Origin of the sequence: Sulfitobacter sp. SK011, assembly GCF_003352065.1 — a bacterium.
Taxonomy (GTDB): domain Bacteria; phylum Pseudomonadota; class Alphaproteobacteria; order Rhodobacterales; family Rhodobacteraceae; genus Sulfitobacter.
Window position 1 is genome coordinate 1,442,785 of the sequence record NZ_CP025803.1, and the last position, 14,812, is coordinate 1,457,596.

Genomic DNA, 14,812 nt, shown 5'->3' on the forward strand with positions numbered 1-14,812 from the left:
TCATCCATAGATGCGCAGCATTTCGTTCAGATCATCCAACGTATTTGCCTCTTGCAGCGGTTTATCCTGCCGCCAGCGCAACATACGCGGGAATCTTAATGCAATGCCGGATTTGTGGCGCGGGCTGGCCTGAATGCCTTCGAAGGCAATTTCAAACACATGATGCGGTGTCACTTTGCGTACCGGGCCAAACCGTTCAAGCGTGTTCTTGCGGACCCAGGCAGTGATTTGTCGAAATTCAGCATCGGTCAGCCCGGAATAGGCCTTGGTAAAGGGCACCAGGTCGTTGCCACTCCAGACCGCAAAGGTGAAATCCGTAAAAAGGTTCGCCCGCCGGCCAGAGCCTGACTGCGCATAGATCATGACCGCGTCGATGGTGAGCGGATCCAACTTCCATTTCCACCAATCACCCTTTTTCCGACCCGCCAGATAAGGGCTTTCGGCCCGTTTTAGCATCAGACCCTCGGCATGTGCATCGCGGGCAGTGTCGCGCAGATCGGCAAGCTCGGACCACTGCGCAAAACTGTGCTGAGGGGACAGTCTGATGGGCGTGTCACGGGGCAAATCGGCGCAGGCGACCTCAAGCAAAGCGCGGCGTTCGGCAAATGGCAGGTCGCGAATATCGCGGCCTTCCCATTCCAGCAGGTCGTAGGCGTGCAGCACCACAGGGGCGTCCACAAGCAACTTCTTGGGAACATTTTTTCGACCAATTCGGGATTGCAATGCATTGAAAGAAGACGGTTTATCCGCTTCTGGGTGCCAAACCAGAAATTCGCCGTCCAACACCGTGCCGGGGGGCAGATGGTCGATAGCACGGGCAAGTTCGGGGAAGCGGTCGGTCATCAATTCCTCACCCCGTGACCAGACGAAATATTCACTGTCACGCAGGATCAACTGGCCGCGAATGCCATCCCATTTCCATTCCGCACGCCAATCGGCCGGAAGACCCAACGCCTCTGGCCCGTCTTCCAGCCCGTAGGCCAGATAAAAAGGATAGGGGCGCGAGGCATCGGCGCTGGCGTCGTCAGCCTCGATCAATTCATGCCATGTCACGTCATCCGGATGCCAGTTGCCCATCAGCCGGTGTGCCAATTCGGCCTCGGGCTTGCCTGTCGCACGGGCGAGCGCACGGGTCATCAGCTTTTGACTGACGCCAACGCGAAACCCGCCGGTAATCAGCTTGTTAAACAAGAACCGTTCGGCCCCGCCCAAGCTTTGCCATGCCTCCAGTACAAAGGCCTTTCGCGCGGGTTCATCTACGTTAGCAAGATCGCGCAGTGCATTGATCCAATGTGTTAATGTTTGATCTTCGGTAGAAGGGCTTGGTGGCAAAACAAGCGCGATGGTTTCGGCCAGATCCCCGACGATGGCATAGCTTTCTTCAAAAAGCCAAAGCGGAATGCCCGACGCCTCGGCGGCCCATTCACGCAGGCGGGTTGTGGTGACGGCGCGTTTGGGTCTGCGTCCGGAAAACAGCGCAATCGTCCACAGCCGGTCCATGTCATCGGCTTTGGCGAAATACTCCGCCAAAGCAGCCACCTTGACGGTGGTCTTAGTGCTTTGGTCGATGGCGGCAAAGAGGGTGGCAAAGTGCCTCATCCGCCATCCTCCGTCTCTGTCATGTCGCTGTTGAATTGGGTCGGAACAACCTCGGCGTTCCAGCCATTGTCGTTCAAGTATCGCATGAAGATATCAGTGTAACCATGTGTCACATATATATTTTCAGCCTCAGTTTCGCTGATCGCCCAAAGCAACCCTGCCCAATCGGCGTGATCGGATATCACAAACCCACGGTCGCCCGCACGCCTGCGTCTGATTCCGCGCAGCGCCATCCAGCCTGAAGCAAAAGCGGTCTCTTGAGGCCCAAAACGTCGGGCCCATGCGCTTCCTTGCGCTGAGGGCGGCGACAGCACCAGAGCGCCGGGATAATCCTTGGGGTTGAGGTCCGGCGTCACATGCACCGTATCGGCCAAGGGAATGCCCTGACCGCGCAGCACAACATTTGTGTTCTCAACCGCGGTATGGGTCAGGATCGGCCCGATATCCGGGTCAAGCAGCGCCATCAGCCTTTGCGCCTTGCCCAGCGAGTAGGCCCCCAGAAACGCAGTTTTTCCCGTTGCCGCGCAGCCGCGCCACCATGCGTTCAGCTCTGCTGCGACCTCTGCCTGATCGGGCCAGCGAAACACTGGCAGGCCAAAGGTGCTTTCGGTAATAAAATGGTGGCATTTGACGGGTTCAAACGGGTCAGAGAGCCCATCATCAACAACCTTGTAATCACCGGATGCGACCCAAACCTCACCAGCGACCTCAACCCTGATCTGCGCCGACCCCGGCACATGACCTGCGGGGTGAAACGAAACCTGCGCGCTGCCAATGGTGCGTTTCTCGCCGTACCGGATGCCATCTGCGTCGATGTCGCCCAGACGGTGCCGGATCACGGGCAGGGCCAGATGTGTGGCCAAATACGTTCCCATGCCGGGGCGGGCGTGGTCGGCATGCCCATGGGTGATCAGCGCGCGATTAACGGGCCGCCAAGGGTCAATGTAAAAATCACCAGCCGGGCAATAGATGCCTTTGTCGGTGAAAGTGAGAACGGGTGGGCGCGACATGAACGCTAATGTAGGGTGCCAACGCCGATTGCACAGCGTTTTTTAAATGGGCAGATCAGCTTGGGGGTTGTGGCCGGCAATTAGGCCGAAACCGTCCCGAAAAAGAGCTTTTCCAAGCCGTCAAAGACCGGCGTGCGCAGGGTCTCGGTCTCCATCAACACTTCGTGTTCGCCGCCCTCGACGATTTCCAGCCGCCCGCCTTTCCAGCTGTCCATGCGGGCATGTATGCGGGGCAAGTCCACGATGCGTTCGTTGCTGCCCAGCCATGTCACACAAGGCAGGTTGGGTGCCGCACGCTGGGCCAGATGGGTGGTTTCGGCCAGCGCCTCGCGCAGCCAGACAAAGCTGGGGCCGCCCAGTGACAGTTCCGGGTGCGCAGCAAGTTGATCGCGCATCATATCGTACATTTGCGCATCCGTTGTCAGCATGTTGTCTTCGAACGGTTCGGCCAGCACATAGGGTTCAGGCTTGGAGCCGGGCGGCATCAAATGCCCACGACCAAACCGCGGCATGGTATGAGACAGCACAGACGCCATCAACCGCAGATGTGGCGCGATACGGATGCCCCACATCGGTCCGGTAAATGCCGCCGCCTGAACCGGCAACCCTTCCATCACGGCCCTCAGCCCGATGCAGCCGCCCATGGAATGCGCCAGCAGGAAAAACGGCCGGGGCAGGCCAAGCTCGCGCGCTGCACGCAGCATCGCCGCCACGTCTTTTTGATAGTCAGAAAACGCGTCTACATGTCCGATCCGAGGATCATCAAGCAGCCTGTCGGCCAGACCCTGACCCCGCCAGTCGATGGCGATGGTGCCCAGCCCCCGCGCGGCCAGATCTGTCGCCGCCAGCCCATATTTTTCAATGTATTCCGTGCGCCCGGGAAACAGCAGCACTGTTCCCTTTGCGCCCTCAAGAGGCCAATGGCCCACCCTGATCCTTTTGTTGTCAGATGTGTCAACCCAGTGGGCCATCCCGCCCGCAGGGCCGGGATGTACATCTGTAAAGAAGGGGGCGGGCGTCAAAGCCATCAGGAAAGGGCAGCAGCCAGCTTCATTGCCATTCCCATGTCACCATCAACCTTGAGCTTGCCTGTCATGAAAGCGGATGTTGGATTGGTGTCACCCTCCAGGATTGACTGGAACGTGTCGGCATCCGCGCTCAGGGTCACGTCCGCATCTTCGTCTGCTGCGCGGGCACCGGATGCGTCCATCATCACGGTCCCTTCGCCTTCGATGTCAAATTTGGCTGTGCCGCCAATGTCCGCGCCAGCCAGTTTTTCGTTCAACACAACAACTGCTTCGTTCACAATATCGCTCATCTTACGCCCTTTTTGGCAAAATGGCTGCAACACGTCTGGAAATGCGGCGGCAGCCTGTTACATTCACTGTTGTTATGCGCATCAAAACCGTCAACCTCAAACGTCACCTTACGGCAATTGGATCATCTCTGTTGCTGTCTGGCCTTGTTTTGGGCGTGTCCCCTGCATCGGTACGGGCCGAAACCGCACCGCCGGAATTGCTTGAGCGCTTGCGCAGTGCTTCTGCGATTGATGCACCCCGCGTCGAGCACGAGGTTGAGACAATCTGGTCACGCTCCGGGTCACCGGCGATGGATCTGTTGCTCAAGCGCGGGCGCGACGCCCTGGAAAAGGGTGACGTGCCGCTTGCGATAGATCATTTCACCGCGCTCACGGATCACGCGCCGGATTTTGCCGAAGGGTATCACATGCGCGCGCAGGCCTATTTCCGGGCCAATCTTTATGGTCCGGCCTTGGACGACCTGGAAACCACATTGGCGCTGAACCCTGACAATTATAACGCGATCTTTGGGTTTGCGATCATGGTGCAGGAATTTGGCGATCTGCGCCGCGCCGCTGATTTGTATCGCAGGGTCCTGGCCATCCATCCAAACCATGAAGACGCCAAATCGGCGCTGGGTGGTTTGAAACGCGACGGCATTGGTCGCGAACTGTAAAAAATACCAAGGATAGTGTAAGTGGTGAATGATGCGCGGGTTGTGGCCGTTTTAGGCCCGACCAATACTGGCAAAACCACCTATGCGATTGAACGCATGCTGGCCCACCGCACAGGTGTGATTGGCCTGCCGCTGCGGCTGTTGGCGCGCGAAGTCTATGACAGGATTGTTGCCTTGCGTGGCCCTTCCGTGGTGGCATTGGTCACCGGCGAAGAACGCATCGTGCCGCCGCGCACGCAATATTGGGTGTGCACCGTTGAGGCGATGCCAGAGGGTATGGGCGCTGATCTGGTGGCCATCGACGAGATCCAGCTTTGCGCAGATCCCGAACGGGGTCATGTGTTCACCGACAGATTGCTGCGCGCACGCGGGTTGCATGAAACCTTGTTTTTGGGGTCAGATACGATGCGTGGCACCATTGCTTCGCTGGTGCCAAAGGCACAGTTTATGCGCCGCGAACGGATGTCAGAGCTTACCTACACTGGGCAAAAAAAGACCAGCCGGATGAAACCGCGCTCGGCCATCGTGGGGTTTTCGGTCGAGAACGTCTATGCGATTGCCGAACTTATCCGCCGCCAAAAGGGGGGTGCCGCGGTTGTGATGGGCGCGCTGTCCCCGCGCACCCGCAATGCGCAGGTCGAGATGTATCAAAATGGCGACGTGGATTATCTGGTGGCCACAGATGCGATCGGGATGGGGCTGAACCTTGATGTGGACCACGTGGCATTTTCTGCGCTCAGCAAGTTTGACGGCCGCCGGATGCGGCCCCTGGCCCCAAATGAACTGGCCCAGATTGCAGGGCGGGCAGGGCGCGGGTTCAAATCCGGCACCTTTGGCGTCACCGGCGATGCGCGGCCCCTGGACGATCAGGTGGCAAAGGCGATCACAGATCACAATTTCACCCCGCAAAACAAAATCAACTGGCGCAATCACGCATTGCAATTCGGGTCTGTGGACTGGTTGATTGCCACGCTTGAGGCACCGTCCGACAACGAACGCCTGATCCGCGCGCGCGAGGCAGATGACCTGCGGGCGCTGAAAACACTGGCCCAAATTGATGAGGTCTTTGCCCGCGCCACCGACGGCCCATCTGTCAGATTGCTTTGGGATGTGTGCCGTATCCCCGATTTTCGTGGGATCAGCCACGCTGAACATGCAGGTCTGCTTGAGACGATTTTCACCGATCTGCACCAGCGCGGCGAGATATCCGAAGACTGGCTGGCACGACAAATAAAAAGAATTGATCGAACCGATGGCGACATTGATGCGTTGTCTAAACGATTGGCGTTTATCCGCACATGGACCTATGTCGCACAGCGCAAAGGCTGGACTCGCGACGAAAGCCATTGGCGCGAGGCCAGTCGTGTCGTAGAAGACCGCTTGTCAGACGCATTGCACGAACGTCTGACCCAAAGATTTGTAGATCGGCGCACATCCGTGCTTTTGCGCCGGCTAGGACAGAAGGAAGCCATGGTGGCCGAAGTTAATGAGACCGGTGAAGTAACTGTTGAAGGCGAATTTGTAGGCAAGCTGGACGGTTTCCGTTTCCGCGCCGACAAGGGCGCAGGCGGTGCTGAGGAAAAGACGATCAAGTCTGCTGCACTGCAAGCGCTGGCTCCGCAGTTCCATCTGCGTGCCGACCGGTTCTATAACGCCCCGGATACCGAGATTGATTTCACCGAACAGGGTGGATTGATGTGGGGATCATCAGCGGTTGGCAAACTGGTCGCCGGGTCTGATCCTTTGAAGCCTTCTGTCGAAGTGTTTGTGGATGATGTTGCGGGTCCAGAGGTTGCGCAAAAAGTGCAACGCCGCTTGCAGCATTTCATCGACCGCAAGGTGGCCGCTCAGTTTGAACCACTGCTGGCCCTGAGCAAAGATGAAACCCTGAACGGTCTGGCACGTGGTTTCGCCTTTCAGTTGGTTGAGAATTTTGGCCTGCTGCCGCGGGCCAAGGTCGCGGATGAGGTGAAAGCGCTCGATCAGGATGCCCGTGGCGCATTGCGCAAACATGGCGTGCGCTTTGGTCAGTTCACGATCTTTATGCCGCTGCTGCTGAAACCAGCCCCGACACGCCTGCGGTTGGTTCTATGGTCGCTGACCAAAGGCCTGTCTGAATTTCCTGAATCGCCGCCCCCCGGCTTGGTGACCATTCCCGTGGATGCGGGCGCACCCGAAGGTGCCGATACGATGTCCGGCTACCGAAACGCCGGGTCACGTGCGATCCGCATCGACATGCTGGAACGTCTTGCCGACATGCTGCGCGCCGAGGATTCGCGCGGCGGGTTTGAGGCAAAGCCGGATATGTTGTCGATCACCGGCATGACATTGGAACAGTTTTCCGAACTGATGACCGGTTTGGGCTATAAGGCCGAAAAAGGCGAACGCGCCAAGGTCAAGACGGTGACCGAAGTGATGCCGCAAGCCGCAAAAGATGTGCCCGCAGACACGCCGGTGATGGATGTTGCGGCTGAGGCTGCCGAGGGCGCAATCACTGAAGCACCCAAGCCCCCTGAGCCTGCAGATACGCCCGCAGAGGTGGCCGCCATCATCGACGAAGGCATAGCACCGATCATTGAGGAAGCGGCCCGGACACAGGAGTTGGATGACAACATTCCCGATGTGGCTGAAAACGAGAACCCGCAAGGCACAGCGCCTGATGCCGAGATTGCGGGCGCAGAAATGGAAGTGTTCTACACCTTCACATGGGGCCGCGCGCCGCGTGCCAACCAGAACCAGCGCCGTGGCGGGGATCGTCCGCAGGGCAAAGGCAAACCGCAAGGCAAAGGCCGCAAGGGTGCCGCACGCGGGGATAAAGGCGACAAGGCCAAGACCTTTAGCGCCAAGCCAAAGCGCCACGAAAAGCCGATTGACCCCGACAACCCCTTTGCCGCTGCGCTGATGGGGCTGAAGGACAACAAGTAATTGGCGGAAAACACGACAAAACTGCGCGTCGACAAATGGTTGTGGCACGCGCGGTTTTTCAAGACGCGGTCACTGGCCGCCGCGCGGGTTCAGGCGGGCGACATTCGGATCAACAGCGAAAGAACCACGAAACGGGCCAGCACCGTCGCGGCGGGGGATGTGCTTACCTTTGCCATCGGTGATCATATTCGCGTGATCCAGATCGACGCGGTGGGCCAGCGGCGCGGCCCCGCGCCCGAGGCGCAAGCGCTTTACACCGATTTATCCCCGCCAAAACCCCAGTCAGAGGACAAGCCGTCCGAAAATCCCGCATTTGAGGGAAAGGGACGTCCAACCAAGCGCGACCGACGGCGACTTGATCTTTCTAAGGCGCGCCACCTTGAATGATCCTGCCCCCTGAATTAGCTAGACCGCACATTGACCAGACAAAGATGACCGCATGACCTATATCGTGAATGACGCCTGTATCGCCTGCAAATACACCGACTGCGTCGAGGTATGTCCGGTGGATTGCTTCTACGAAGGCGAAAACATGCTTGTCATTCATCCCGACGAATGCATCGACTGTGGGGTGTGCGAGCCCGAATGTCCCGCCGATGCGATCCGCCCTGATACTGAGCCGGACATGGAAAAATGGGTCGAATTTAACCGCAAGTATTCTGAACTTTGGCCGGTGATCATCACCAAGAAAGATCAATTGCCAAATGCCGAAGAGATGGATGGCAAGCCTGGCAAGATGGAGCTTTTCTCGGAGGCACCGGGCGAAGGCGGATAATTGCCAATGATTCGCGTCCGTACATGGACGTATGGTCGAAGAACAGCCGCTAAACCTATGAATTTTTAGATTTTTGCGGTCGCTGGCGCGGGGGCAGCTTTCGGAACGGGTGATTCTGTGGTATATTGCTTGGAAGCTGAAACAATCGGATCAACCAACTGACGTGAAACGCATCAACCTGACTGCAATGGTTGACCCATAAATCCAGATAACCACACACCCCGGACATGGGCCGCTTTGGCCCCGGCCCGTTGGTGGTTTTTGTGCCTGTAACAGCACCCAATTTACGGCGGGCCGACCCAGTGCCCCAAAGGAGCGACCTAATATGTCTAAATCGAAAAAGCTTGATTTCCGTCCCAACGAATTCGTTGTCTACCCTGCACATGGTGTGGGCCAGATCGTTTCCGTTGAGGAGCAGGAAGTCGCGGGCATCACGCTTGAGCTGTTCGTGGTCTCATTTGAAAAAGACAAGATGACCCTGCGGGTGCCCACCCACAAGGCGACAGAAATCGGCATGCGCGCGCTCAGCTCGCCAGACGTGATCAACCACGCCATGAAGACGCTTAAGGGCAAGGCCAAGGTCAAGCGCGCCATGTGGTCACGCCGCGCGCAGGAATATGAGCAAAAGATCAACTCTGGCGATCTGATTGCCATTGCCGAGGTTGTGCGCGACCTGCACCGGACCGACGATCAGCGCGAGCAAAGCTATTCCGAGCGTCAGCTTTATGAAGCAGCACTTGAGCGTCTGACCCGTGAAGTGGCGGCTGTTGGCGGTGGCGATGAGCTTGCTGCGGCCAAGCAGGTTGGTGATGTGCTGGAAAGCCGCGTCGCGGCCTAAACGCTGATTGAAAATGAACAGAACACCGCGCCCTTTGGTGCGGTGTTTTGCGTTTTAATCGGGTGTCCAGTCATAGACCATTGTGTCAAAGGCAATGAGAATACCCAACTCAACGATTTGCTGCGTCGCCCCCAGCACATCGCCTGTCTGTCCGCCGATCTTGCGACGCGCGAGCGTTGCGACACCGAGCGTTGACAGGACCGCAACAACGATCAGCCAGAACGTTGAGACTTCCGGTGCAAGAACTGCGGCCAGTGCTGCAAACCCAACTGCGATCATGGCCGTCTGTCCCATTGGTCTGCCGGTTTGCTGTGCCAAGCCGTCTTTGCGCGCATGGGGCAGGCGGTACATCACCCAGACCATCGCGCCCCGCGACATGACCGCGGCGGTAAGCACCGCACCCATCAGCACGTCCTTTTCGATCATCTGCGTGATCACATACCAGCGCAGCAACAATGACATCACCAAAGCGATGACGCCGTACGTGCCTATTTGGCTGTCTCTCATGATGCTCAGACGTTTGGCCATGTCCCAGCCGCCCCAAAACCCATCGGCACAATCGGCCAGCCCATCCTCGTGCATGGCCCCGGTGACGACAATCGACGACAGAACCACAAAAAGCGCGGTGATCGGGCTGACCACACCCAGTGACTGCATCACCCAGGCGACCGCGGCGGCGATCAGTCCAACGCCCAGACCAACCAGCGGATAGGCCCAGGCGGCGTGCGCGGCGGCGCGGCCTGTACTGGGGGCATGAGGTGCCGCAGGCAAGGGCAAGCGGGTCAACAGCATGAACGCTGTGGTCAGGTCGCGCAGGTGCAGCGTGGCGCGTATTTTGCGCATGTCGGTTACGTTCATCAAATTGCCCTTTCAGACCTTCCTCATGTGCCAAGCTAAGGCTAGACAAGACCCAACCGCAATCCGCAAGTATGAGCATCCAATGAAGCAAGCCTTTAGCAATCTTTCTGAGTTCCGTGCGATTTTGGCCGCACAAAAAGGGATTGATACCACCGCTCAGGCCGCCGCCGCAGATCACAATGTTCAATTGACCAAACCCCCCGGCGCGTTGGGCCGGTTGGAGGATCTGGCATTGTGGTATCGCGGGTGGCGCGGTGGAGAGCGGGCGGAAATCGGTGCCCCTCAGGTGATTGTATTTGCTGGCAACCACGGTGTTGCAGCACGCGGCGTGTCGGCGTTTCCGGCAGAGGTCACTGCGCAAATGGTGTTGAATTTTCAGCATGGCGGTGCGGCGATCAATCAAATTGCGCGCGCCAATGGCGCGACCTTGGATGTGGTCGCCCTTGATCTGGACAGACCGACAGATGATTTCACCGTTCGCCCGGCGATGTCAGAGGCTGATCTGGTGCTTGCCTTGCAGGCGGGCTGGAATGCGGTTGACCGGTCGGCCGATCTGTTGGTCGTCGGTGAAATGGGCATTGCCAACACCACTTCTGCGGCGGCATTGGCCTGCGCTTTGCTGGGGGGGGATGCGGCGGATTGGACCGGGCGTGGCACCGGTGTCGATGACGCGGGGCTCGGCGTGAAGACCCAAGTTGTCGCCGAAGGCGTTGCGCGGCATGCAGGGCAAGGCGATGGCTTGGACATGCTGGGCCGCTTGGGCGGTCGTGAACTGGCTGGCATGGCAGGCGCAATTGCACGTGCGCGAGACCTGCGCATGCCTGTCATCCTTGACGGGTTCATCTGCTCAGCGGCGGCCCTGTGTCTGGCCAAGACCCAAGACGGTGCGCTGGATCATACCGTTGCCGGACATCAAAGTGCAGAAACAGCACATGTGGAATTGCTCCGAGCGCTGGGCAAGGAACCTTTGCTGCAACTGGGCCTGCGGCTGGGCGAGGGATCGGGGGGCGCGCTGGCCATTGGTATTCTCAAATCAGCGCTGGCATGTCACGCGGGCATGGCAACCTTTGCTCAGGCAGGTGTCAGCGACGCATAAAGTCTCAGCGGTGGTGGGCTGTGCGCCCACCTGCCGTCAAGCCTGCTTGCGTTCCTCTTCTTCGATCCTGTTAAGGAACGCCGTTTCAAGGTCCTTTTGGAGTTCTTTGGCCCGTTCCACATAAGCTTTGTTGTCACCGGGGGCCACATCAGGCCGCCAGAGGTCTGCCAATTCACGCACCGATGCGCGGTCATGGGAATAGAACATCCGCTGCGCTTCGGCGGCCTCATATTCAGACAATCCCATCTTTTCCAGCACATACCGCCCGGCACGCAACGAGCTGTCAAACATCTCGCGCACGATGTCATTGGCCCCGGCCTGATACTGGCGATAAACGTCCGTGCGGTCATGTGCACGGGTAACGATGTGGATGTCGGGCCGCAGTTTGCGGGCATACGCAATCAATTGCAGCGCGGCCTTTTGATCGTCCAGCGTCACGACCAGCACCTTGGCGTCCTTGATCCCCGCCTTGCGCAGGATGTCGGGGCGCGTGGGATCACCGAGAAATGCCTTGAATCCAAACCGCCGCATCACGGCAATGGTGTGAGGGTTGTGATCAAGCACAACGGTCTGAAACCCGCTCGCCTGAACCAGACGGTTGACGATCTGACCAAACCGGCCAATGCCCGCGATGATCACAGGACCCTCTTCGTCGATCTCATCCGGCGTAATGGTCCCGCCTTCTTCCATCCGCTTGCTGATCACATCGTAGAGGATGAACAACAGCGGCGTGATCAACATCGACAGTGCAATCACCAGCAAAAGGGTCTCTGCAACGCCGTTCGGCATGACCCCGGTTGCGACCGAAAAGCTGACCAGCACGAAACCAAATTCACCCGCCTGCGCCAGACCCAACGCGAACAGCCATTGATCCCGCCCGCGCAACTTGAACACACGGCCGATACCGAACAGGATCACCCCTTTTACGATAATCACCAAAAGCGCCATGCCCAGAATGACAAGCGGATCTCCAAACAGCAGTTCAAAGTTGATGCCTGCGCCCACGGTGATAAAGAACAGTCCCAAAAGCAGGCCCTTGAACGGTTCAAGGTCAGTTTCAAGCTCGTGACGAAACTCAGAACTGGCCAGAACCACGCCAGCAAGGAATGCGCCAAGCGCAGGTGATAGGCCGACCATCATCATCAGAAATGAAATGCTGACAACAATCAGCAGCGCGAGGGCGGTGTACATCTCGCGCAGGTGGGCGGAATGAATAAACCGGAAGACAGGCCGCGTGAAGAACACGCCCACGATGATGATGGAGGCAATTGCGCCAATTGTGACAAGGGTGACACCCCATGCAGGCAACCCCTCAACCAGATTTAGCGCTGCATGTGCTGCTTCTGATCCATGGCCCGCTTCCTCTGCTTTATGCGCGGCTTCTACCTGATCTGGATCAAGCGAGATGGAACCGTCGGGCAACATGCCGGTGGGCAGGGTGACGGCGAGCAAGGGCAGGAACGCCAATATCGGAATGACCGCGATATCCTGGGTGAGCAGGACAGAAAACACCGATCGCCCGCCGCTGGTTTGCATCAGCCCTTTTTCAGACAGAGTCTGCAGCACAATCGCCGTTGAAGACAGCGAAAGCGTCAGGCCAATGGCCAGTGACACGCCCCATGGCTGTCCATAAGCCATCGCAATGGCCATCAGTGCGGCAGTTGAGAGGACAACCTGCAATCCGCCCAGCCCCAGCAACCTGTGTCGCATGTCCCATAGCGCGCGGGGTTCCAGCTCAAGCCCGATGAGAAACAGCATCATCACCACGCCAAACTCGGCGAAATGCTGCAAATCCTTGGTTTCAGACCCCACCAGATGGAACACCGGACCGATCAGGATGCCCGCTGCGAGATACCCCAGCACTGATCCCAGCCCCAACCGTGCGGCAATCGGCACCGCGATCACAGCAGCAGCGAGATAGATTGAGGCTTGAAACAGGAAACCTTCCATGTCGGTCCTTTCAGAGGAGCAAATTAATCGTTACGCGAGCAATATGTCACGGGTGTTGCGGATATCAGCGCGGTCAGGTCGGCAGCGGCCCATCGCGTTTGAGTTGATCCATCACAATCTGGCTGTGCACCTTTGAAACGGCAGGGTGCGGCAGCAACACCGCATGAATCAGCCGGTTCAGGCTGGGCAGATCATCACAGTAGACCCGCAACAGATAGTCCGCATCCCCGGTCATTGTCCACGCGCTCACGATCTCTTGTCTGGTGGCAAGAAGCCGCGCAAAACTGGCCGAATGGTCCGGCCCATGCGTGCCCAGATGCACCTGCACAAACCCCTGAACATTCAGGCCCAGTTTGACCGGGTCAAGCCGGGCTGTATACCCTTGAATGATCCCGCTTTCTTCAAGCCGCTGGCGCCGTCGCCCGGCCTGAGACGCTGACAGATGGAGGCGTTCGCCCAACTCATGAGATGTCAGGTGGGCGTCCTTTTGCAGGGACGACAAGAGACGTGCGTCGATTTCATCTAACATGATGCGTGTTTCCCGCATGATTTTTCACCATTATGCGGCATTTGAGCGGAGAAGGCCAGTATTATGCCAACATTTGCGCGATAAATGCACGATTCCAACGATATTTCTGGCGCGAATTGATTAAACTTTCATCACACGGAGACTTCTCATGGGTCCTTTCCCGCACGACGCCCCGAAATCCAAGATCACGCCAGAAAATCCCGCTGGCACCGATGGGTTTGAGTTCGTGGAGTTTGCCAGCGACACCCCACAGGACCTGCGTGATCTCTTTGCACGGATGGGCTACACCCATGTGGCCAGCCACAAGACCAAACAGATCGAGCTTTGGCAGCAGGGTGACATCACCTATGTCCTGAACGCCGAACCGGGCAGCTTTGGCGCGAGCTTTGTTGAGCAGCATGGGCCCTGTGCGCCTTCGATGGGATGGCGGGTTGTGGACGCGCAAAAAGCGCTGGCACATGCGCTTGCCAACGGTGCGGAAGAATACACAGGCGACGGCAAGGTGCTGGATGTGCCGGCAATCATGGGGATTGGCGGGTCGCTTTTGTATTTCGTGGATCAGTATTACGACACGTCGCCCTACAACTGGGAATACGACTGGATCGCCCAGTCCAAACCCGAAGGGGTCGGTTTTTACTATCTCGATCACCTGACGCACAACGTGTTCAAGGGCAACATGGATGTGTGGTTCAAGTTCTACGGCGATCTGTTCAACTTTCGCGAGATCCGTTTCTTTGACATTCAGGGCAAATTCACCGGGCTCACCAGTCGCGCATTGACATCACCCTGTGGTCGAATCCGTATCCCGATCAACGAGGATCGCGATGAAAAGGGTCAGATCGTCGCCTATCTCAAGAAATACAAAGGCGAAGGCATTCAGCATATCGCGGTTGGCGCGCGCAATATCTATGACGCAACCGATGCGATTGCGGAAATGGGCGTCAAATTCATGCCCGGCCCCCCTGAAACCTATTACAAACTGAGCCATGACCGGGTCAAAGGCCATTCTGAACCCCTGGACCGCATGAAAACACACGGAATCCTGATTGATGGAGAAGGGGTTGTCGACGGCGGCGAAACCCGCATTCTGCTTCAAATCTTCTCAAAAACCGTCATTGGCCCGATCTTTTTCGAATTCATCGAAAGGAAAGGCGATGATGGGTTTGGTGAGGGCAACTTCAAAGCGCTGTTTGAAAGCATCGAACAGGAACAGATCGACAGCGGTGAACTGGCCGATAGTAAGGCTTGATCAAGCGGC

The 14,812-nt window shown here is 57.8% G+C and carries 14 protein-coding genes; 7 read left to right on the forward strand and 7 right to left on the reverse strand.

The features are described 5' to 3' along the window. The 4 genes from C1J02_RS07120 to C1J02_RS07135 all read right to left on the reverse strand — a co-directional run bounded on the left by C1J02_RS07120 (position 1) and on the right by C1J02_RS07135 (position 3,927). On the reverse strand, positions 1–1,599 hold the full coding sequence (locus tag C1J02_RS07120) for an ATP-dependent DNA ligase (protein WP_114877954.1): 1,599 nt from the start codon (positions 1,597–1,599) through the stop codon (positions 1–3). Continuing rightward, positions 1,596–2,609 (reverse strand): ligase-associated DNA damage response exonuclease, encoded by a 1,014-nt coding sequence (locus C1J02_RS07125; protein ID WP_114877955.1) that lies wholly within the window; start codon positions 2,607–2,609, stop codon positions 1,596–1,598. Before C1J02_RS07125 ends, C1J02_RS07120 begins: the two co-directional genes overlap by 4 nt. Positions 2,610–2,689: 80 nt before the next feature. Further along, positions 2,690–3,637, reverse strand: a complete 948-nt coding sequence (locus C1J02_RS07130) for an alpha/beta fold hydrolase (RefSeq protein ID WP_114877956.1) — start codon at positions 3,635–3,637, stop codon at positions 2,690–2,692. After that, positions 3,637–3,927 carry an SCP2 sterol-binding domain-containing protein gene (locus C1J02_RS07135; RefSeq protein WP_114877957.1) on the reverse strand — a complete coding sequence of 97 codons (291 nt, stop codon included), beginning with the start codon at positions 3,925–3,927 and terminating at the stop codon, positions 3,637–3,639. Before C1J02_RS07135 ends, C1J02_RS07130 begins: the two co-directional genes overlap by 1 nt. A 20-nt stretch (positions 3,928–3,947) precedes the next feature. On the opposite strand from C1J02_RS07135, the gene C1J02_RS07140 reads away from it, so the two are divergent. The 5 genes from C1J02_RS07140 to C1J02_RS07160 all read left to right on the forward strand — a co-directional run bounded on the left by C1J02_RS07140 (position 3,948) and on the right by C1J02_RS07160 (position 9,121). Further along, entirely contained in the window at positions 3,948–4,583 is a 636-nt protein-coding gene (locus tag C1J02_RS07140; RefSeq protein ID WP_254693230.1) for a tetratricopeptide repeat protein, read from the forward strand. 21 nt (positions 4,584–4,604) lie between these two features. Next, positions 4,605–7,508: a helicase-related protein gene (locus tag C1J02_RS07145; RefSeq protein ID WP_114877958.1), complete on the forward strand. Its 2,904-nt coding sequence runs from the start codon at positions 4,605–4,607 to the stop codon at positions 7,506–7,508. Then, positions 7,509–7,895 (forward strand): RNA-binding S4 domain-containing protein, encoded by a 387-nt coding sequence (locus tag C1J02_RS07150; protein ID WP_114877959.1) that lies wholly within the window; start codon positions 7,509–7,511, stop codon positions 7,893–7,895. Between the two features lie 52 nt (positions 7,896–7,947). Further along, positions 7,948–8,283: a ferredoxin FdxA gene (gene fdxA / locus C1J02_RS07155; protein ID WP_114877960.1), complete on the forward strand. Its 336-nt coding sequence runs from the start codon at positions 7,948–7,950 to the stop codon at positions 8,281–8,283. A 325-nt stretch (positions 8,284–8,608) separates the two neighbouring features. Further along, on the forward strand, positions 8,609–9,121 hold the full coding sequence (locus C1J02_RS07160; RefSeq protein ID WP_114877961.1) for a CarD family transcriptional regulator: 513 nt from the start codon (positions 8,609–8,611) through the stop codon (positions 9,119–9,121). Positions 9,122–9,175: 54 nt separating this feature from the next. Here C1J02_RS07160 and cobS read toward each other — a convergent pair whose 3' ends face one another. Beyond that, entirely contained in the window at positions 9,176–9,979 is an 804-nt protein-coding gene (gene cobS / locus C1J02_RS07165) for an adenosylcobinamide-GDP ribazoletransferase (protein WP_254693231.1), read from the reverse strand. An 82-nt stretch (positions 9,980–10,061) separates the two neighbouring features. On the opposite strand from cobS, the gene cobT reads away from it, so the two are divergent. Continuing rightward, entirely contained in the window at positions 10,062–11,075 is a 1,014-nt protein-coding gene (gene cobT, locus C1J02_RS07170) for a nicotinate-nucleotide--dimethylbenzimidazole phosphoribosyltransferase (protein WP_114877962.1), read from the forward strand. A 36-nt stretch (positions 11,076–11,111) separates the two neighbouring features. Here the strand turns inward: cobT and C1J02_RS07175 are convergent, their stop codons facing one another. Further along, positions 11,112–13,025: a cation:proton antiporter gene (locus C1J02_RS07175; protein ID WP_114877963.1), complete on the reverse strand. Its 1,914-nt coding sequence runs from the start codon at positions 13,023–13,025 to the stop codon at positions 11,112–11,114. A gap of 73 nt (positions 13,026–13,098) precedes the next feature. After that, on the reverse strand, positions 13,099–13,554 hold the full coding sequence (locus tag C1J02_RS07180; protein ID WP_114880440.1) for an Lrp/AsnC family transcriptional regulator: 456 nt from the start codon (positions 13,552–13,554) through the stop codon (positions 13,099–13,101). A gap of 148 nt (positions 13,555–13,702) precedes the next feature. Between C1J02_RS07180 and hppD the strand changes: the two genes are divergently transcribed. Beyond that, the gene (gene hppD, locus C1J02_RS07185; RefSeq protein ID WP_114877964.1) at positions 13,703–14,803 is read left to right on the forward strand and encodes a 4-hydroxyphenylpyruvate dioxygenase; all 1,101 of its coding nucleotides are present in this window, start codon (positions 13,703–13,705) and stop codon (positions 14,801–14,803) included. Positions 14,804–14,812: the final 9 nt, after the last annotated feature.